The organism is Conchiformibius kuhniae DSM 17694, from assembly GCF_000428785.1.
Taxonomy (GTDB): domain Bacteria; phylum Pseudomonadota; class Gammaproteobacteria; order Burkholderiales; family Neisseriaceae; genus Conchiformibius; species Conchiformibius kuhniae.
Genome location: NZ_AUAP01000010.1, coordinates 13,922 through 33,578, shown reverse-complemented (window position 1 = coordinate 33,578; position 19,657 = coordinate 13,922). Strand labels below are relative to the sequence as shown.

Genomic DNA, 19,657 nt, shown 5'->3' with positions numbered 1-19,657 from the left:
GCCATTTGCAGTGTTTGCGCTAAAATGCCTGCCATGAATGATATGGCAGGCAATATTTTTTTCGTCGGCTTGATGGGGGCGGGCAAAACCAGCTTGGGTCGGCAGTTGGCGGCGCGGCTGGCGCGGACGTTTTACGACAGCGACCAAGTCATCTGCGAACGTACGGGCGTGTCCGTGCCAACCATTTTTGAGCTGGAAGGCGAGAGCGGTTTCCGCGAGCGCGAGCGTCAGGCGATTGACGAGCTGACCCGTTTGCAGGGCATTGTGCTGGCAACGGGCGGCGGCGCGGTGTTGCGGGCGGAAAACCGCGAATGTCTGCACACGCGTGGCACGGTGGTTTATCTGCACGTTGCGCCCGAAGTGCTGTTTGAGCGCACCCGCCACGACCGCAACCGCCCCCTGTTGCAGGTGGACGACCCTTTGCGCCGTTTGCACGAGCTCTACCGCGCGCGCGACCCGCTTTACCGCAGTGTGGCGCACTGTGTGCTGGATGTCGGCGATGAGACTTATTTTTCCACTTTTAAACAATTAATCGAATTGCTTTCGGGAAGTCATTGAGATGCAGACTTTGCAGGTTCGCACGCCGTCCCACGCCTATCCGATACACATCGGCAAAGGCTTGTTGGCGGATTTTTCCTTGTTTGCGCCGCACATCGGCAAAAAAGCCGCCATCGTTACCAACACCACCGTGTCCGCGCTGTATGCCGGTGCGCTGGAAAAATTGTTGCGCGACAACGGCGTGGAAACGTTTTCCATCGTGTTGGCAGACGGCGAAGCGCACAAAAACCATCAGTCTTTGTTGCAGATTTACGATGCGCTGCTGGCGCACCGCGCCGACCGCAAAACGGCGGTGGTGGCGTTGGGCGGCGGCGTGATTGGCGACACGGCGGGTTTTGCGGCGGCGACTTATCAGCGCGGCGTGCCTTTGATTCAGATTCCCACCACGCTGCTGAGCCAAGTGGATTCCTCAGTCGGCGGCAAAACGGCAGTAAACCACCCGCTCGGCAAAAACATGATTGGCGCGTTTTACCAGCCGCAAGCCGTCATCGCCGATTTGGACACGCTGACCACGCTGCCCGAACGCGAATTTTCCGCAGGCATGGCGGAAGTGGTCAAATACGCGCTGCTGGGCGATGCGGCGTTTTTGGCGTGGTTGGAAGAAAATATCGGCGGCATCATGCGCCAAGATGCGGATTTGTTGGCACAAACGGTGGCGCACTGCTGCCAAATGAAAGCCGATATCGTGGCGCAGGACGAAACCGAGCAGGGCATTCGCGCCCATTTGAATTTGGGACACACTTTCGGGCACGCCATTGAAGCGGAAATGGGCTACGGCAACTGGCTGCACGGCGAAGCGGTGGCGGCGGGCATGGTGCTGGCGGCGGAATTGTCGCGCGTGCAAGGCTGCCTGAATGCCGGTGAAGTCGCCCGCGTGTCCGCGCTGTTGCGGGCGGCGGCTTTGCCGGTCGTTCCGCCCGAATTTCCCTTTGAACGCTGGCTGGCACACATGCGCCACGACAAAAAAGTGCAAAACGGACAAATGCGTTTTGTTACCCTGCGCCGTTTGGGGGAAGCGCAAGTCAGCGTTTTGGACGATGAAAACCTGCTGCGGCAGGTGTTGTCCGCATAAGTTTTTTCACACAAACCGTTTTCATCAAGAAGGAATATTTGATGAGCAATCAAACAGCTTTGGGCGAAGCCCTGAAACAGGCGGTGCAAACCATGAGCAAACGCCGTCAGGCAGACATGGTGGCGGAACACATTTACGCCAAATACGATGTGTTCAACCGTTTCAAGCCTTTGGCGGTGGGCATCGAGCAGGAATTGGTGCAGGCGCTGCCGCAGTTTGACCCGAAAATCATCAACCGCGTGTTGTCCAACCACTGCCGCCGTCCGCGTTACGTCAAATCGGTGGCACGCGGCGGCAAGCGTTTCAATCTGAACAACCGTTTTCAAGGCGAAGTAACGCCCGAAGAACAGGCGTTTGCGCTGGAGCAGCCCGGTATCCGCGAGGCGATTGAGCGTCAGGACGCGCGCCGCGCCGAAGCCGCCGAACGCAAAACCGCCCGCGCCAATCCCGCGCCCGCCGCAGACGACACCCCTCAGGAGGAAACCGCATCATGAAACCGTTTTTGAAAACCGCCGCTTTCGCTTTGGTGCTGGCTGCCTGCGGCGGCGCATCGTTGCCGCAAGCCGACAAACCCGCCGCCGAAACCGCTTCCGCCGTGCAAACCAAAGTGGTGATGGACACCAATCAGGGCAGGGTGGTGCTGCTGCTGGACGGACAAAAAGCCCCGCAAACCGTTGCCAATTTCAAGCAATACGCCGAACAGGGTTTCTACAACGGCACGGTGTTTCACCGCGTGATTGACGGCTTTATGGTGCAGGGCGGCGGTTTTACCGCCGACATGGTGCAAAAACCCACCGCCGACCCCGTCCCCAACGAAGCCGATAACGGCTTGAAAAACCACACCGGCACGGTGGCGATGGCGCGTACCGCCGACCCACATTCCGCCACCAGCCAGTTTTTCATCAACGTTGCCGACAATGCCTTTCTCAACCACACGGGCAAAACCGCGCAAGGCTACGGCTACACCGTGTTCGGCAAAGTGGTGGAAGGCATGGACGTGGTGCAGAAAATCGCCAAAGTCCGCACCGGCAACCGCGCCGGACATCAAGACGTGCCGCTTGAACCTGTGGTGATTAACCGCGTGCAAATCGTCAGCGACAAATAATTTGACGTTTCAGGCAGCCTGCGTTTTGCGGCTGCCTGAAAACATTTGAGAAAGCAAACCGATGAAACTAACCCTGATGTTCCGCGAATATTGCAGCCTGTGCCACCAAATGCGCGATGCGCTTGCGCCGTGGCAGGCGCGTTACGGCTTTGAATTGGAAATTGTTGAAATTGATGATTTTCCCGATTTGGAAGCCAAGTATAACGAACTCGTTCCCGTGTTGCTGCACGGCGACACGGAAATTTGTCATTGGCATTTGGACGAGGGTAAATTGCAGGCGTATTTGGACGGGTTTCAGGCAGCCTGAAAAACGATAAAAAGCTGCCCGAAAATGTTTTTGGGCGTGTCATCAATTAACCGAAAAAACGCCACACCGTCATTCCCGCGCAGGCGGGAATCCAAGTCGAAGCACGAGAAACCTTGATAAAATATGGCTTGCCAAGCATCAGAAGGTGGATTCCCGCATTCACGGGAATAAAGGATTTTTTATATTGCACTGAATTTTCAGTATAAAAATTTAAATGATGACACGCCCTAGTCAGCCCGCGTTTGCCGAATATTTATTCGGGCGCACGTCCCGTAAATTTTTTGCTTAATACTTTCATATCCGACAAACGGATTTTCCATTGGTGTTTGTCGCGCGGACGGTGCGGAAGGTCGCGCTTGCCATAGGATAAAGTGTCCAACGTAGCAATGCCGTTGCGAATATGGACGTTTTCAATATAGGCAAAATCGCGTTGGTCGCCCAATTTGTCCAATAAATCCAAATTGACAACGGTATAACGCCCGTTTTGGTATTTTAATTCTGCCAAATTGTCCCAAGTGGCGTTGCCCAAACACGGGAAATCACGATTATCGGCATCGTAAGAACCTGCGGCGGTATACACCACAAAATGACGGTTCTGGATTTTTTGCACTTTTCCGATGCCGTTCAAACACGTTTCCAATTGGTTTTGAACGTGTTTTTGTAAAAAATGCTCCAAAGCCGTTTCTTTGGCAACGGCAGGTGCAGACAAAGCCAAAACGCCCGACAAAACCGCAGCAGATGGGTATAAACAGAATTTTTTCATTTTAATTCCATAAAATAAAAAAGGGAAAATGCTTGTTTGGAAATAACGTTTGCGGACAGATGGCGCGTGTTCAGACTGCCTGAACGCGCCGCCGTTTTCGCCAAATCCAAGGCAGCAGCCAACGCAGCGAAGCCCACAAGGGAAACGCAGAAATAAAAGCGACAAAAAAGATTATCACATCGGAATGCGTGCGGGAATAAAGCGGTTCAACGCGCCCCTTATCAATGCGGTAGCGCGTGGTAATCATGGCGGTGTCCAAATCGGCGTAAAGCTCGTAAGTATCCGCACCGATTTGGCGCAAGTGTGCGTAATCCTCTCCGAGACGAAGTTTTACCTCATCGCGCACGGGCTGATGCCCTTGGTTTGACAAGCGTTCCCAATCTTTTACATAAAATTGCGCTTGTTCGTCCTGAACCAGCACGGGAAAATAGCGGTCAGGCACATCGCCCGCCGAAAAATGCCGCACCGTCATCAGGCTGAACGCCGTATTCATCAGCCACACGCACAGCACCCAAGCCGTCAGCTCCGAAAATATCCGCAATAATTTCAAGATAAGCCGCCAAAAATATCCCAACATGATTTTGCTCCGACTGATGAAAAACCGCATTATCGCCCTGATGCCGCCGCGCCGCAATTTTTCAGGCAGCCTTGCCCCTTTTCCGTTAAAATAACGTGTTTTGCCTGATTGTCTGCCGCCGAGCATTATGAAAAATATCCGCAACTTCTCCATCATCGCCCACATCGACCACGGTAAATCCACCCTTGCCGACCGCTTCATTCAATATTGCGGCGGCTTGGATTTGCGCGAAATGAGTACGCAAGTTCTTGATTCAATGGATATTGAAAAAGAACGCGGCATCACCATCAAAGCCCAAACCGCCGCCCTGAACTACACCGCCCGCAACGGCGAAACCTACCGCCTCAACCTGATTGACACGCCCGGACACGTTGATTTTTCTTACGAAGTGTCGCGCTCGCTGTCTGCCTGCGAAGGCGCATTGCTGGTGGTGGATGCATCGCAGGGCGTGGAAGCGCAAACCGTTGCCAACTGCTACACCGCCATCGATTTGGGCGTGGAAGTCGTTCCCGTATTGAACAAAATCGACCTGCCCGCCGCCGACCCCGACCGCGTTGCCCAAGAAATTGAAGACATTATCGGCATTGACGCGGTGGGCGCGGTAACGTGTTCCGCCAAAAGCGGCATGGGCGTGGAAGACGTGTTGGAAGAAATCGTTGCCAAAATCCCCGCCCCGCAGGGCGACCCTGATGCGCCGCTTCAGGCAGTCATCATCGATTCGTGGTTTGACAACTATGTCGGCGTGGTGATGCTGATTCGTGTCAAAAACGGCACGCTCAAACTCAAAGACAAAGTGCGCTTTATGGCAACCAAAGCCGAAACGCAAGTGGAACAGCTGGGCGTGTTCACCCCGAAATCCGTGAATAAACAAGAATTAAGCGCGGGCGAAGTCGGCTTTCTGATTACCGGCGTGAAAGAATTGGGACAGGCGAAAGTGGGCGACACGGTAACGCTGGCGCAAAATCCCGCCGCCGAACCTTTGGCGGGCTTTAAAGAAGTGCAAAGCCAAGTTTTTGCCGGACTTTATCCTGTGGAAAGCCACGACTACGAAGCCCTGCGCGATGCGCTGGAAAAACTGCAACTCAATGATGCTTCATTGAAATTTGAACCCGAAGTATCGCAAGCCTTGGGCTTCGGCTTCCGTTGCGGCTTTTTGGGCTTGCTGCACTTGGAAATCGTGCAGGAGCGGCTGGAACGCGAATTTGATATGGATTTGATTACCACCGCGCCGACTGTGGTTTACCGTGTCATCATGAAAAACGGCGAAGAACTGGAAGTGGAAAATCCGTCCAAACTGCCCGACATCGGCACGATTGAAACCATTTTGGAACCGGTGATTACCGCCACCATTCTGGTGCCGCAGGATTATGTCGGCAACGTGATGACCCTGTGCAACCAAAAACGCGGCGTGCAGGTGAATATGCAGTATCTGGGGCGGCAGGTGATGCTGACCTACGATTTGCCGATGAACGAAGTGGTGATGGATTTTTTTGACAAACTCAAATCCACATCACGCGGCTACGCTTCGTTGGATTATGAGTTTAAAGAGTTCCGTCCTGCCGATTTGATTAAACTGGACATTATGGTGAACGGCGAAAAAGTGGACGCTTTGAGCCTGATTGTGCACCGTCAAAGCTCCGTGCATCGCGGGCGCGAACTGGCGGCGAAAATGCGCGAACTGATTCCGCGCCAAATGTTTGATATTGCGGTGCAAGCGTCCATCGGCAGCCAGATTATCGCCCGCGAAAACGTCAAAGCCCTGCGTAAAAACGTGTTGGCGAAATGCTATGGTGGCGACATCACGCGCAAGAAAAAACTGCTGGAAAAACAAAAAGCCGGTAAAAAACGCATGAAACAAGTGGGCAATGTGGAAATTCCGCAAAGCGCGTTTTTGGCGATTTTGCAGGTGGGGGATAAGTAAGGTTTCAGGCAGGTTGAAAAGCAAGAAAGGAGATTTAAAATGAATGAAAACTCAATAGATTGCATTTTTGTTATTGATGAATCTGGTTTTTTGGGATATGCCAAAAATCAAGAAAAATTTCCAGGTGAATTTGGATTGGTTGCTGGATATTTTTTACCATTCTCAACGGTTGAAAAAGCTAAAGAAGCTGCTAAACCTTTTTTTGCAGAATTCCGTAAAAATGATGATGATAAAATTCATATTACTGATTTATCCAGAGATGAGCAAAACAGATTAAGAAATAAAGTATTTGAAATATTTGAATGTAACGATCTCTCATGGCTATATAACGCTATTTCTGTTCAAGGTATGTATGAATTTTATAAAAATGATGATAGTCCTAAAAAAGAAAAAATTCATACTAAACTGTTTTACTCAATAATATTAAAAGCATTAGCATTTATAAAAACAGAGATTGAAACCGTCAGAAAAGTAAATATGTTGATTGTTTCAGACAAATTAAATAAAGGAGAAGTCAAAGATTTTGAACGGGAAATCAAAAATAATCACTATTTATTAACAACTAGGCAAAAAGAAGAAATCTATAAGAAGAAAAATCTTGAAACGGATAAAATAGAGACCTTTATATTCACTACTACTGTTACGATGCCTGAATCAGACAATTTTCAATTTGATGAAGATGAATTAAATCTTGATATTTGTACAGATATAAGTGATGTTACATTGATTGCAGATGTTTTGGCTAATAGTGCGTTTTATTATTTAACTCAAAAAATAAACGACAATCCTAATATTCGTTTGAATAGTAAAGAAGCAATAGAAATGCATCCATTGGCACATAAGGTATGGGGTAATCAAGCAGAAGACCCGCTTGATGAGATGTTTAGAAGAAAAAGATAAGTATATTTCGGCTGCCTGAAACAAAAAAATCATGGAAAACCCTGTCCAAAACACCGAACGCCTAATCCGCGAAATCAATTTAATCCACCAAAACTATTCACAGGATTATTTTGAAACGGGAAAAGTGGAAAAAGTCAATTTAAGCCGCACTTTGCACAAAGTGCCGCTTGAACATATTTTGGCATACCGCCTGAATCTGCACGAAGCGGTAAACGATTATTTGGCGTTTGCCGATGTACGCGGCATTGATTTTTTCTACCGCGTGAAAACCGCCGAAAGCATACGCGACAAAGTCGGCCGTTATCTGCAACGCGCCAACCAATATCCCGCCAACAATATTGTGAACGATATTTTCGGGGCGCGGGTAATTTTGCCTTCGGAAGCGGTGGCGCAAATTATGGAAAAACTTGACGATTGGAAAACGGCATACGGTTTGAAAAACTGGTATTTGCGCGATGAGGACGGCTATTTGGGCGTACATGTTTATTTTAAAAACGGCAGCAACTTTTACTATCCGTGGGAATTGCAGATTTGCGACGAAAACGATGCCGAAACCAATATCCGCAGCCATCGGGCATATAAACGCGGTTTTGTGGCGGCGGCGTTGCAGGCTGCCTGAAACCCGTTAAAAATATTCGGAGACAACAAATTGAAAACACTGATTGAACTATTATCCGCCCACGCTACCGCTTCCGCCTGCGCCCTGATTGCGGCGGGCGCGTTGCTGGTGTGGCGCAGCAGCAAGCAGCGCAACGAAGCGGGCGAGTGGGGCAGCGCCCTGCAATGGGGCTACCTGCTGGCGATGGTGGGCGGTTTCGGGCTGATGGCATTCGGCTTGGAATGGAGTTTTACCGCCGTGCTGCTGGCGTTTACCGTGTTTACCGGCGCGGTATGGGCGTGGGCGAAAACGGCGCGGCGCAAGCTGCCTGAAAACGGCGAGTGGCTGGACGGCAACCATTTCCGTGATTATATGGCGGGATTTTTCCCGATTATCGCGGTGGTGTTTGTGTTGCGGACGTTTGTCGCCGAACCGTTTCAGATTCCGTCCAGCTCCATGCGCCCCGGATTGGTAAAGGGCGACTTTATTTTGGTGAACAAATTTGCCTACGGCATTCGCGTGCCGGTGCTGAATAGCGTGCTGATTCCCACCGGCACGGTGCAGCGCGGCGACGTGGCGGTGTTCAATTATCCCGTTGAACCGAAAGTCAATTACATCAAACGCATTGTCGGCGTGCCGGGCGATGTGGTGGAATACCGCGACAAAGTCCTGACGGTAAACGGCAAAGCCGAACACGACACGCCGGCCGGCAGCTACGCCTACCGCGACGACAATCTGCCCGAAGTGGAAAACGAAGCCGAACGTTTCCGCGCCGGTTTTGACGGGCGCGAATTTGACGTGCTGAAAAAAGCCTCCGCCAATCCCGTTGACCCCGCCACGTTCAACCATTACGTTCAAGACATGCGCGAAAAAGGCTTTGAAAGCGGCCTGCAGCAGCATTGCGAATACGCCGAAGACGGCAGTGCCTTCCGTTGCACCGTGCCGGCGGGCAAGTATTTCGCGATGGGCGACAACCGCGACAGCAGCGCCGATTCGCGCTACTGGGGCTTTGTGGACGACCGCCTGATGGTGGGCAGGGCGTTTGCGATTTGGCTGAATATCGGCGACATGAAACGCATCGGCAGCGTGATTCGCTGAATTTATCGGACAGAACGCACCCGAATGGTTTCGGGTGCGTTTTTTTGTGGCAAGGCGCAGGCTTGGCAACAAAATTGCTTGTGTTGTATTCCGGTGGCAAATAGATGCTTGCTATCGGATTTTTGCAAGTGCGTGAAAAAAGCTATGATAGAATGTATGCCGTTTGATTTGTAAACGGTTAATTTAAATAATGGGAAACATGATGACGAACAATATGGCAGCTTCCAAACAAAAACATTTCCGCCGCACGGTGCTGGCATCACTGATTTCGATGGGCATCGCCGCCGAAGCGCAGGCAGGCACGGTACGCAGCGATGTGGATTACCAATATTTCCGCGATTTTGCCGAAAACAAAGGGCAATTTGCACCGGGCGTGAGCAATGTGGAAATTTTTGACAAACAGGGTCAATCGGTCGGCACGATGCTGAAAGACGTGCCGATGCCCGATTTTGCACCGGTCAGCAGCAACGGCGTGGCGATTCTTTCCGATACGCAGTATGTGGTCAGCGCCCAGCACAATGTCGGCTACGGCACGGTGCGTTTCGGGCAGGCGGGCAACAATCCCGATGCCCATCATCACGATTACAAACTGGTGGACCGCAACAATTTCCACGACAACCCCCGCTCCACCCCGCCCACAGATTTTCACGCGCCGCGTTTGGACAAACTGGTTACCGAAGTGGCGCCGATGCCCTTGAGCAATGAAGGCAACCGCACCGGCGTGTACACCGACCCGAAACAGTATTCGGCATTTTTGCGCATCGGTGCGGGGTCGCAATCGGTGCGCGACCGCGACCAGAGCGAGAAAAAATCTCTGATGGGCGCGTATCAATATTTGACAGCGGGCGCGGCACTGCCGATTCTCGAGCGCGACAACCGCAGCCCCGACGTGATACAGGCAATGTCGCCCAACGGCACGGCAGCGCTCTACGAAAATCCGCAAGGCCCCTTGTCCACCATCACCGATGCGGGCGACAGCGGTTCGCCCCTGATTGGCTACGACGTACGCAACAAACGTTGGGCAACGGTGGGCGTGCTGTACGGCGGCAACAAAAACAACCTTTCCGTATTTTCCATTCAGAAAAAAGGCTTTTTTGACGAACGTGTTGCCGAAGACATCGGCTTGACCCTCGACAACAGCCGCGCAGGGCAGCAATTCGACTGGACGGGCGAAGGCAACGGCAGCACCCTTACCAACCCCGCCGACCCGTCCGCACCCCTGACGCTGGCATTGGCAGACACGTCTTTAACGGACGAACACCGCCAACGCCCGAGCCTGAATCACGGCAAAACCTTGGTGGTGAAAGGACAAAACGGCACGCTGAACCTGAAAGGCGACATCAATCAGGGCGCGGGCGCATTGAAATTTGAAACCGATTTCACCGTAACGGGCGAGCGCAACGATGCGGCGTGGCTGGGCGCGGGGGTGGACGTGGCGGCGGGCAAAACCGTGCAGTGGCGCGTACACAATCCCCAAGACGACCGTTTGTCGAAAATCGGCGCGGGTACGCTGCGCGTGAACGGGCTCGGCGCGAATCGCGGACACATCAGCGTGGGCGACGGCACGGTGGTGCTGGCGCAACAGGCAGACGGGCAGGGCAACAAACAGGCGTTTGCCAAAGTTGGCATCGTGAGCGGACGTCCGACTGTGGTGTTGGACAGTGCCGACCAAGTCAATCCCGACAACATCTATTTCGGCTTTCGCGGCGGGCGTTTGGACGTGAACGGCAACAGCCTGACGTTTAACCGCATTCAAAACGCCGACAAGGGCGCGCGCATCGCCAACAACCACCGCAGCAAAGCGGCAACCGTTACTTTGGCGCGTCAGGTCAAAATGCTGGGCGAAGACGATGTGCGCGTGGTGTTGCACCGTGAGGAAGCGCCGCGCCGTACCGATGTGATTTTCCAGTACAACAATAACCACCAGCGTGGTCGTCAAGACTTTTTCCGCTATAAGGAAGGCGGGAATTTCAATGCGTATTATCCGACCAATGCCACCAGCAACGACAATTGGGAGTTTTTGGCAACGGGGCGCGATGAGGCGGTGCGGGTGTATTTGGAGCGCGAAAATGCCAAGCGCAGCCGTCCGACCCAAGATGCCTATCACGGCTTTTTCGGTGAGGACGCCGGCTCGGGCAAGCACAACGGCAAACTGGACGTGGTGTACCGCCCCGAATTGGAAGGCGATTTGCTGATGCTTTCGGGCGGGGCGAATCTGAACGGCAATTTGACCGTGCAAAACGGCACTTTGCTGCTTTCGGGCGCGCCTGTGCCGCATGCCTATGATTTTCTGAAAAAAGCCGATGTGGTGCGCGATGACGAATGGCTGGACAGCAATTACACCGCGAGCTTCCGCGTGGGCGGCAAGGGCGTGTTGCAGACGGGGCGCAACGTGCCGCGTTTGAACGGCAATTTGACGGTGGAAGACAAAGGCCATGCCATTATCGGCTTGGTGCGCGGCGAAACGCCGGTGTGCGTGCGCTCGGATTTCAACGGCAAAACGGTGTGCGATGCCGAAAAAATGAGCGATGAGGTGCTGGCAAAGGTGCAGGCAACGCGTTTGCACGGCGATGCCACCCTGCGCGATGCGGGCAAGCTGACGTTTGGCAACCGCATGGTGTACGACCGTCCGATTGCGGCGGAGCGCGGGACGACTGTGAATTTGGCGGGCGGGCATTGGAAAATGCCGCAAAACACCGTGTTGGGCAATTTGGACGGCAAAGACGGGCAATTGACGCTGAATCCGCGCAACAAGGGTGCGGCAGAACCGGCATCGGGCGACGATTTCCGCACGCTGACGGTGAACGGCGATTTGTCGGGCAGCGTGCGTTTCCATTATCTGACCGATTTGGCACAGCACCGTGGCGACCAAGTGGTGGTAAACGGTTTGGCATCGGGCAATCATACTTTGTCGGTACGCAATACGGGCGCAGAGCCTGCCGATGCGCGGCGTTTGACGTTGTTGGCGTTGAATCACGGGGCGCAGGCGGCGGATGCGGTGCGGGTGAATCTGGTCAATCAAAACGGTGAGGGCCATGTGGACGCGGGCTCGCTGCGTTACACCTTGGTGAAGGACGAACGCAACCGCTATTATCTGCACAATGCGGTGAAGGAAGCGGAGCTGGCAAAACGTTTGGAAGAAGCGGAAAAGGCGAAGCAGGCGGAAGCGGCGAAAAAGCTGGCGGATGCGGAAAAGGCGCGTGCCGATGCCGAGAAGCTGGCGCAGGAAGCCGTGGCGGCGCGTGATGCGGCGGTGGCGGCGGCACAGGCTGCGGAAGAAGCCAAACGCCGTTTGCAGGACGACAAGGCGGCGGGCGAACGGGCTTTGCAAGCGGCGCAAACGGTCGCACAAGAAGCCCAACGCCGCACCGAAGCGGCATTGGCGGCGCAAGCGGCGGCGGAACGTTTGCGCCAAGAAGCCCAAGCGCAGCGCGAAGCGGCGGAAACGGCAAAAAATGAAGCGCAAAGCCAATTGGCAGACGCGCACAACCGCGCCCAAGCCGCCGAAAATGCCCGCGATGAAGCGCAACGTGCCGCACAGTCTGCCCAAACACAGGCACAAGCCGCCCAAGCGGCACAAACGGCGGCGGAAGCACGCAGCACGGAAGCGGAACGCCAATTGGCACAAGCGCGGCGTGATGCGGCAGAGGCAGCCGAAGCCAAACGCCTTGCCGAAGAAGCCAAAGCGCAATTGGAGCGCAACCAGCACGCCGATGCGGCGGCGCTGGCACAAGCGCAAACACAGCTTCGCGAAGCACAGGCGGCGGCGCAACAGGCGCAGCAGCGTGCCGATGCGGCACAGCTTGCGGCCACACAGGCACAAGACGCATTGGCAACGGCGCAGCGTGAAACCGAAGCGGCGCGTCAGGACGCCGGCCGTGCCAACGAATTGGCGGAAAGCCGCGCCCGCGAGTTGGCACAGGCACAAACGGCACAACGCGAAGCCGCCGTCCGTGCCGACGAAAGCGCCCGCCGTTTGCAGGCTGCGGAAGAAGCCAACCGCCGTTTGCAGGAAGCGGCGGCAGCGAACACGGCGGCACTGGACAGCGCCCGTCAAACATTGGCGGAAACCGAACGGCGCATGCAGGCAGCCGAAACCGACAAACAAGCAGCGTTGGCAGAAGCCAAACGCCAGCAACAGGCAGCTGCCGATGCCGAAGCGGCGCGTGCCGCCGCCCAAGCGCAAGCCCGTGCCGCCGAAGAAGCCAAAAACCGTGCCGAAACAGCGCGTAACGAAGCCGAAGCCGCCCGCCGCGCCGCCGAAGAAGCACAACGCCGTGCCGAAGCCGCCAAAAACGGCAGCGAACAGCAACTGCAAAACGCATTGGCGAATCTCGGTCAGGCACAGCGCGAAGCCGCCGACAAAGCCGAACGCCTGAAGCTGGCGGAAGCCGCCCACACCGCCGCCCGTGCCGAAGCCGCCGAAGCCGAACGCCTGCGCGGCGTGGAACAGCAAGCCCGCGAGCGTGCCGAAGCCGCCGCCCGCACCGCCGAAACCGCCCGCCAAGCCGCCGAAACCGCCCAAGCCGAAGCCCGCGCCGCCCAAGCCCGCGCCGAAAGCCTGAAAAACAGCGCCGATGCCGAACGCGATGCCGCCCTTGCCGCCGCCGAAACGGCACGTCAAACGGCTGCCGACAAAACCAAAGCCGCCGAACAGGCATTGGCACAGGCACAACAAGCCGAAACCGCCCGCGTGGAAGCAGTGGACGCACTCAAACAGGCACAAACCCGCTTTGCCGAAGAACACGCCGCCCGCACCAAAGCCGAAGCCGACCTGCTTGCCGCCCAAGCCGAACGCAGCCAAGAAGCCGCGAACCGCCAAACCGCCGAAGCCCAAGCCCGCGCCGAAGCCGCCAAACGCGCCGAAGCAGAAGCCGAAGCCCGCCGTTTGCGCGAAGCCGCCGCCCAAGCCGCCGCCCAAACCCAACAACAGGCACAACTCATCAGCCGCGCCGCCAACACCGCACTTTCCGAAGTATCGGCACAAACCGATGCGCTGGTGTACGCCGCACAAGGCATCGATGCCCGCCTTGCCCAAACCGGTGCCAAACACAACGGCATCTGGGCAAGCGCCGATGCCCGCAAAACCAAACACGTCTCCGACAACTACCGCGCCTACAGCCAAAACCACACCCTGCTGCAACTGGGCATCGACCAAAACACCCGCACCCGTGCCGGCGACCTGACCGCAGGCGTGGCATTCAGCCACGTCCAAAGCAAACGCGACTATGCCGAAAACGTTACCGGTGCGGGGCGCAGCACCGTACTGAGCGGTTACGGCAAACTCGCACTGGACAACGGCGTATACCTGACCGCCGAAGCCGGCTACGGACGCGCCCGCAGCGAAATCGGCGACACGGGCGAAAACGCCCCCGTCAAACGCCACATTGCCCACGCGGCGGCGGCGGTCGGCGGCAACATCAAAGCCGGCAGCGTGGACGTCCGTCCCGAAATCGGCGTGCGCTACTACCACGTCGGCAGCGCCGCCTACGACCTGCACGACAACGCCACAGACGGCGCAGTCGCCGTCCGCAACGACTCCCTGAATCTGGTCGGCTATCAGGCGGGCGTGCGCGTGTCCCAAACCTTCACCACCGCCAACGGCACGCACATCACCCCGCACCTGCGTACCGCCTTCCACGACATCGACCGCGAAGCATCGGTCAGCATCAACGGCCGCCAACTGAAACAGCGTTTCGGCAAATACTGGGAAAACGAAGCGGGCATCGGCGTGAATGTCGGCAACTGGCACGTTTCCGCCCGCGCCGTCCACAGCACGGGCAACGAAAAACGCAGCAGACAATCCGCCGGCATCAGCGTGGGCTACCGTTGGTAATTTGCCACAAACCCGCACGGCGGGCGCAACGCCCGCAAAAAAACGGCAGACCTTACCCGAAGCGGCATACGGGCGGTCTGCCGTCTTTTTCCAATTGTAATTTTATGTTTTTCATCGAATTTTCATTGTGATTTTTATGTAATTGATTTGACTGCGTTCGCAGATGCGGCGCATTTGTCAAGTCTTGTTTACATAAGTTAAAGCCCTTATCATTGCCCGCATAACAAACGCAAAACGCCCGTTCGCGTTTTGCATTCTCCATTTGGATACACCGGAAACATCATGAACACCAGCATCAACGTAACCAAGCGCGACGGCCGCCTCGAACTCATCAATCTCGACAAAATCCACAAAGTCATCAACTGGGCGGCGGAAGGGCTGAACAAAGTTTCCGTGTCGCAGGTGGAAATGAAATCGCGCATTCAGTTTTACAACGGCATCCGCACCAAAGACATTCACGAAACCATCATCAAATCCGCCGCCGACCTGATTTCCGAAGACACGCCCGATTATCAGTATTTGGCGGCGCGTTTGGCGATTTTCCATTTGCGTAAAATCGCTTACGGCGACTACACCCCGCCGCATTTTTACGACCACGTCGTCAAACTCACCGATATGGGCAAATACGACCCGCATATTCTCGCCGATTACAGCCGCGAAGAGTTTGACGAATTGGACGCATATCTTGACCACGAGCGCGACCTGCGTTTTTCCTACGGCGCGGTCAAACAGCTTGAGGGCAAGTATTTGGTGCAAAACCGCGTTACCCGCCAAATCTACGAAAGCCCGCAATTTTTGTATATGCTGGTGGCGATGTGCCTGTTTGCCAAATATCCGCACGGCGAGCGTTTGGATTATGTGAAACGTTTTTACGATGCCGTGTCGCTGTTTAAAATTTCCCTGCCCACGCCGATTATGTCGGGCGTGCGCACACCCACGCGCCAATTCAGCTCCTGCGTGCTGATTGAGTGCGATGACAGCTTGGACAGCATCAACGCCACCACGTCTTCCATCGTCAAATACGTGTCGCAACGCGCCGGCATCGGCATCAACGCGGGGCGCATTCGCGGCTTGGGCAGCGAAATACGCGGCGGCGAAGCCCAACACACGGGCTGCATACCGTTTTTCAAAATGTTTCAGGCAGCCGTCAAATCCTGCTCGCAAGGCGGCGTGCGCGGCGGCGCGGCCACGCTGTTTTACCCGCTTTGGCACATTGAAGTGGAAAGCCTGCTGGTATTGAAAAACAATCGCGGCGTGGAAGACAACCGCGTGCGCCATTTGGATTACGGCGTGCAAATCAACCGCTTGCTCTACACCCGCCTGATTAAGGGCGGCGACATCACCCTGTTTTCCCCCAACGAAACGCCCGGACTGTACGAAGCCTTTTTTGACGACCAAGACGAATTTGAACGCCTCTACACCCGATACGAACAGGACGAAACCATTCGCAAACGCACGCTACCTGCGGCGGATTTGTTCTCGCTGCTGATGCAGGAACGCGCCGGCACGGGACGGATTTACATTCAAAACGTCGACCATTGCAACACCCACAGCCCGTTTGACCCCAAAGTCGCGCCCGTGCGCCAATCCAATCTGTGCTTGGAAATCGCCTTGCCCACCAAGCCCTTAAATGACATCGGTGACCAAAACGGCGAAATCGCCCTGTGTACCTTGTCGGCGTTTAATCTGGGCGAATTGGACGGCTTGGACGAATTGGAAGGCTTGGCGGATTTGGCGGTACGCGCTTTGGACGCGCTGCTGGATTATCAGGATTATCCCATCGCCGCCGCCCGCATCGCCACCATGAACCGCCGCACTTTGGGCGTGGGCGTGATTAATTTCGCCTACTATTTGGCGAAAAACGGCGTGCGTTACAGCGATGATTCCGCCATTGCCTTAACCCATAAAACCTTTGAAGCCATTCAATATTATCTGCTCAAAGCGTCCGTGAATCTGGCAAAGGAATTCGGTGCCTGCCCCCTGTTTGGCGAAACCCGTTACGCGCAGGGCGTGCTGCCGATTGACACCTACAAAAACGATTTGGACAAATTCTGCACCGAGCCTTTGCATTTGGATTGGGACGGTTTGCGCGCCGAGATTGTGGCACACGGCTTGCGCAATTCCACGCTCACCGCGCTGATGCCCAGCGAAACCAGTTCGCAAATCGCCAACGCCACCAACGGCATCGAGCCGCCGCGCGGATTGGTGTCGGTGAAAGCGTCAAAAGACGGGATTTTGAAACAAGTGGTGCCGGAATTGGAACGCCTGCGCCACCGCTATGAAACTTTGTGGCAGATGGGCGGCAATGACGGCTACCTGAAACTGGTGGGCGTGATGCAAAAGTTTGTCGACCAAGCGATTTCCGCCAATACCAGCTACGACCCGCAGCGTTTTGAAGGCGGGCGCGTGCCGATGAACCAAATGCTGAAAGACCTGCTTTCCGCATACAAATACGGTTTGAAAACCTTGTATTACCACAATACCCGCGATGGTGCGGACGATACGCAGTTTGATTTGCAGGACGACGGTTGCGTGGGCGGGGCGTGTAAATTGTAATTCATTGGCGCATTGAAAAAGGCTGCATGAAACAGAAAATCCCGTTTCAGGCAGCCTGAAGTTTTTAAAGTTTATTTGCAGGAAATCCCCAACATTTTCGGCTCGGCATCGGCAGACAGCTTGACCGTGCAAACGGTGGCGTTGCTGCCCGATACTTTGGCGTTCTGTTCCGCTTTGGCAATGGCAAGCGGTTCTTTCACGCCCATCGCCACGGCAGCGCGGGCAATGTTTTCCGACAATTCGGCGGGCAGTCCGGAAGCGTCTTCGCGGATGTCGGGGCTTTTGCTTTTGGCGGCGGCAACGGACAAGCCCACCGCAACGGCGGCAGCAATCAGGGCGGCGGCATATTTGGCATTCGGTTTCATTTTGGTTTTCCTTTTCTTGTGTCCGAAGCCTTTACTTTAACGCCTTTTGTGGGCTTTGGGCGGAATTTAGCACAATCTTACGCGCCCTTAACGCTTTGTTGCGCATCACAATCGGCAAAAAACACTGTGCCGTTTGATGCGGCGGGGCAAAGGCGTGCGGGGCGGAACGCCAAGCCGTGTGTTTGTGCGAAAGCGCGGGCGCGGCGGTTGGCCTGTTCCAGCACGGCGGCAAATTGCGGCGGCAGATGGAACACGCGCACGCCCAACACCAAAATCCGTGCGGCAAACCAATCGGCATCATCGCTGAAATGTGAGGGACTGCGTGCGTCGGGATTGCGGCGGGCGGCGGCAATCATCATCGCGGTGGTGCGGATATTCGGCAACATGGCCTCGCTGACACAATGGCGGGGCAGGGCGGCGGGCAGGGGGGCATGGGCATTGCCGTTGGCAACGAAACAAATGCGGCGCAAGGCGGTGCGTTGGGTCGCGGCGGGGCGGTTTTTGCTGGCGGTGTTCATGGCGGTATCCCGAAGTGTTTTTATTGGGGTGCGGCACATTTTCCGGTAACAAAAAACCGCCGCAAAGATGATTTGGGCGGTTGGTTCCGAATCGTTCGGCGTATCATGCACGCACGAAGAAGCACCGCGCCTTGTCGGAGCGGTACCAATACGCAAATGCGGCAGTCAAACGGTTCATGGAACGAATCCTGAAATTTAGGTTAAAATAATGACAAAGATTGTACGCGAAGCCCATACGTCCTGTCAAGCGTTTACTTAAACAGATTCATCAACCAGTTGGCAAAGCGCACCAACATGGCGACCAGTTCGTACAGGCCTTCCACGTTTTATCCGCCCCATTTGGGCACGAGCGCGTGGGGAATACGCAGTTGGTCGAGAATGCGTGCCACCACGAAATCCACCATATCATCAATGCTTTGCGGCTTGGTGTAGAAACCGGCGGCGGGCGGCAGCACGGTGCAGCCGTTTTGCGCCAGCGTAAGCAGGTTTTGCAGGTGGATGGCGGAAAGCGGCGTTTCGCGCGGCACCACAATCACGGGACGGCGTTCTTTGATGGCGACATCGGCGGCGCGTTCAATCAGGTTTTCCGACAAGCCGTTGGCAATCGCCGCCACCGTGCCCATGCTGGCGGGGCAAACCACCACCGCATCGGCAACGCTGTTGCCCGAAGCGGGCGGGGCAAACCATTCTTCGCGCCCGAACACGCGCAATTGCGGGGCGGATACTTGGAAACGTTCGCACAATTGGGCTTCGGCTTCGGCAGCGGAAGCGGGCAGTTGCAGCCCCATTTCCTGCTGCGCCACGATTTGCGCCGCTTGCGAATAAATCAGTTGCACGTTTTTGCCTGCCTGAAGCAAGACTTCCAGCAGACGCACGCCGTAGGGCATGCCCGATGCGCCGGTGAAGGCGAGGGTAACGGTGTTGATGCCCGAAGCGGCTTCGGCAACGACAACGGGCGCGGCGGGTTTGGCGGCAGCCGTGCCGTGCGTGGCATCGCCGTTGTGGTCGAAGTCCATCCAGCCGCCCGGTTTGCCCATGCCTTTTTCCAATTTGGCGGCCATGCGGTCGCCGATTTGCAGTTGCTGACCGTTGGGGCGCACGGTTTTGGCGCGGACTTGATACAGATAAGCGGCTTTTTCGTAACCGCAGCGTTGGGCGAGCTTGGAGACGCCGCCCGCTTCGCGAATCAGCAGCTCGAAGTTTTCAAAACGGTTGTCCATGACCGATTTCATATGGGATTCCTTGTGTTGTCGAATGATATTTTGCTGTTTGGCATTGCAGCATCAGCAAACTTACTGCCAAATATGAACAATAAAATATGCCTACGGTGTTTGCATAGGAAAATGATTATACAAAAATATAAGTATCGGGTAAAGTGCCGCCGCCTGTTTGCGCGTACCGCAACGGCTTGATAAATACACTTCCACCCCCATCTTGAGAATTTAATCACGATTGAAACGCATGGATTTGGCTTGCGGAAAGG

At 55.2% G+C, this 19,657-nt stretch carries 16 protein-coding genes; 11 read left to right on the top strand and 5 right to left on the bottom strand.

Annotation, left to right across the window (positions count from 1 at the left end; all coding sequences use genetic code 11):
• Nucleotides 1-33: 33 nt before the first annotated feature.
• From G392_RS0104830 to G392_RS0104810, 5 genes are all read left to right on the top strand, one after another.
• The gene (locus G392_RS0104830; RefSeq protein WP_376986721.1) at nt 34-558 is read left to right on the top strand and encodes a shikimate kinase; all 525 of its coding nucleotides are present in this window, start codon (nt 34-36) and stop codon (nt 556-558) included.
• Nucleotide 559: 1 nt separating this feature from the next.
• Nucleotides 560-1,630 carry a 3-dehydroquinate synthase gene (gene aroB / locus G392_RS0104825; RefSeq protein WP_027009318.1) on the top strand — a complete coding sequence of 357 codons (1,071 nt, stop codon included), beginning with the start codon at nt 560-562 and terminating at the stop codon, nt 1,628-1,630.
• 41 nt (nt 1,631-1,671) lie between these two features.
• Complete coding sequence (locus G392_RS0104820) at nt 1,672-2,124, top strand: ProQ/FINO family protein (protein ID WP_027009317.1); 453 nt, start codon at nt 1,672-1,674, stop codon at nt 2,122-2,124.
• Nucleotides 2,121-2,735 (top strand): peptidylprolyl isomerase, encoded by a 615-nt coding sequence (locus G392_RS0104815; RefSeq protein ID WP_084165926.1) that lies wholly within the window; start codon nt 2,121-2,123, stop codon nt 2,733-2,735. Before G392_RS0104820 ends, G392_RS0104815 begins: the two co-directional genes overlap by 4 nt.
• Before the next feature lie 61 nt (nt 2,736-2,796).
• Complete coding sequence (locus tag G392_RS0104810) at nt 2,797-3,042, top strand: glutaredoxin family protein (protein ID WP_027009315.1); 246 nt, start codon at nt 2,797-2,799, stop codon at nt 3,040-3,042.
• A 253-nt stretch (nt 3,043-3,295) separates the two neighbouring features.
• Here the strand turns inward: G392_RS0104810 and G392_RS0104800 are convergent, their stop codons facing one another.
• The gene (locus G392_RS0104800) at nt 3,296-3,805 is read right to left on the bottom strand and encodes a hypothetical protein (RefSeq protein ID WP_027009314.1); all 510 of its coding nucleotides are present in this window, start codon (nt 3,803-3,805) and stop codon (nt 3,296-3,298) included.
• A gap of 70 nt (nt 3,806-3,875) precedes the next feature.
• Nucleotides 3,876-4,382, bottom strand: a complete 507-nt coding sequence (locus G392_RS0104795) for a hypothetical protein (RefSeq protein WP_027009313.1) — start codon at nt 4,380-4,382, stop codon at nt 3,876-3,878.
• Nucleotides 4,383-4,509: 127 nt separating this feature from the next.
• Here G392_RS0104795 and lepA point away from each other — a divergent pair, with 127 nt between their 5' ends.
• The 6 genes from lepA (at nt 4,510) to nrdA (ending at nt 17,291) form a co-directional block, all read left to right on the top strand.
• A complete protein-coding gene (gene lepA / locus G392_RS0104785) occupies nt 4,510-6,303 on the top strand; it encodes a translation elongation factor 4 (RefSeq protein WP_027009312.1) in 1,794 nt (597 codons plus the stop codon).
• A gap of 39 nt (nt 6,304-6,342) precedes the next feature.
• Entirely contained in the window at nt 6,343-7,203 is an 861-nt protein-coding gene (locus G392_RS13550; protein WP_156900803.1) for a hypothetical protein, read from the top strand.
• Between the two features lie 31 nt (nt 7,204-7,234).
• Nucleotides 7,235-7,822: a GTP pyrophosphokinase gene (locus tag G392_RS0104770; protein WP_027009309.1), complete on the top strand. Its 588-nt coding sequence runs from the start codon at nt 7,235-7,237 to the stop codon at nt 7,820-7,822.
• Nucleotides 7,823-7,852: 30 nt separating this feature from the next.
• Nucleotides 7,853-8,899: a signal peptidase I gene (lepB, locus tag G392_RS0104765; RefSeq protein ID WP_376986718.1), complete on the top strand. Its 1,047-nt coding sequence runs from the start codon at nt 7,853-7,855 to the stop codon at nt 8,897-8,899.
• Between the two features lie 199 nt (nt 8,900-9,098).
• Nucleotides 9,099-14,735 (top strand): S6 family peptidase, encoded by a 5,637-nt coding sequence (locus G392_RS12995; RefSeq protein WP_169718742.1) that lies wholly within the window; start codon nt 9,099-9,101, stop codon nt 14,733-14,735.
• Nucleotides 14,736-15,017: 282 nt separating this feature from the next.
• On the top strand, nt 15,018-17,291 hold the full coding sequence (nrdA, locus tag G392_RS0104755) for a class 1a ribonucleoside-diphosphate reductase subunit alpha (protein WP_027009307.1): 2,274 nt from the start codon (nt 15,018-15,020) through the stop codon (nt 17,289-17,291).
• A gap of 71 nt (nt 17,292-17,362) precedes the next feature.
• Here the strand turns inward: nrdA and G392_RS0104750 are convergent, their stop codons facing one another.
• The 3 genes from G392_RS0104750 to G392_RS14170 form a co-directional block, all read right to left on the bottom strand.
• Entirely contained in the window at nt 17,363-17,656 is a 294-nt protein-coding gene (locus G392_RS0104750) for a hypothetical protein (protein ID WP_034334459.1), read from the bottom strand.
• Between the two features lie 77 nt (nt 17,657-17,733).
• The gene (locus G392_RS12150; protein ID WP_051255581.1) at nt 17,734-18,174 is read right to left on the bottom strand and encodes a hypothetical protein; all 441 of its coding nucleotides are present in this window, start codon (nt 18,172-18,174) and stop codon (nt 17,734-17,736) included.
• 326 nt (nt 18,175-18,500) lie between these two features.
• Complete coding sequence (locus G392_RS14170; protein WP_027009305.1) at nt 18,501-19,406, bottom strand: UbiX family flavin prenyltransferase; 906 nt, start codon at nt 19,404-19,406, stop codon at nt 18,501-18,503.
• Nucleotides 19,407-19,657: the final 251 nt, after the last annotated feature.

Coding starts and splice junctions, on each gene's coding strand:
- G392_RS0104830 (WP_376986721.1), top strand. CDS start 34: ATGAATGATATGGCAGGCAATATTTTTTTCGTCGGCTTGATGGGGGCG.
- aroB (WP_027009318.1), top strand. CDS start 560: ATGCAGACTTTGCAGGTTCGCACGCCGTCCCACGCCTATCCGATACAC.
- G392_RS0104820 (WP_027009317.1), top strand. CDS start 1,672: ATGAGCAATCAAACAGCTTTGGGCGAAGCCCTGAAACAGGCGGTGCAA.
- G392_RS0104815 (WP_084165926.1), top strand. CDS start 2,121: ATGAAACCGTTTTTGAAAACCGCCGCTTTCGCTTTGGTGCTGGCTGCC.
- G392_RS0104810 (WP_027009315.1), top strand. CDS start 2,797: ATGAAACTAACCCTGATGTTCCGCGAATATTGCAGCCTGTGCCACCAA.
- G392_RS0104800 (WP_027009314.1), bottom strand. CDS start 3,805: ATGAAAAAATTCTGTTTATACCCATCTGCTGCGGTTTTGTCGGGCGTT.
- G392_RS0104795 (WP_027009313.1), bottom strand. CDS start 4,382: ATGTTGGGATATTTTTGGCGGCTTATCTTGAAATTATTGCGGATATTT.
- lepA (WP_027009312.1), top strand. CDS start 4,510: ATGAAAAATATCCGCAACTTCTCCATCATCGCCCACATCGACCACGGT.
- G392_RS13550 (WP_156900803.1), top strand. CDS start 6,343: ATGAATGAAAACTCAATAGATTGCATTTTTGTTATTGATGAATCTGGT.
- G392_RS0104770 (WP_027009309.1), top strand. CDS start 7,235: ATGGAAAACCCTGTCCAAAACACCGAACGCCTAATCCGCGAAATCAAT.
- G392_RS12995 (WP_169718742.1), top strand. CDS start 9,099: ATGATGACGAACAATATGGCAGCTTCCAAACAAAAACATTTCCGCCGC.
- nrdA (WP_027009307.1), top strand. CDS start 15,018: ATGAACACCAGCATCAACGTAACCAAGCGCGACGGCCGCCTCGAACTC.
- G392_RS0104750 (WP_034334459.1), bottom strand. CDS start 17,656: ATGAAACCGAATGCCAAATATGCCGCCGCCCTGATTGCTGCCGCCGTT.
- G392_RS12150 (WP_051255581.1), bottom strand. CDS start 18,174: ATGAACACCGCCAGCAAAAACCGCCCCGCCGCGACCCAACGCACCGCC.
- G392_RS14170 (WP_027009305.1), bottom strand. CDS start 19,406: ATGAAATCGGTCATGGACAACCGTTTTGAAAACTTCGAGCTGCTGATT.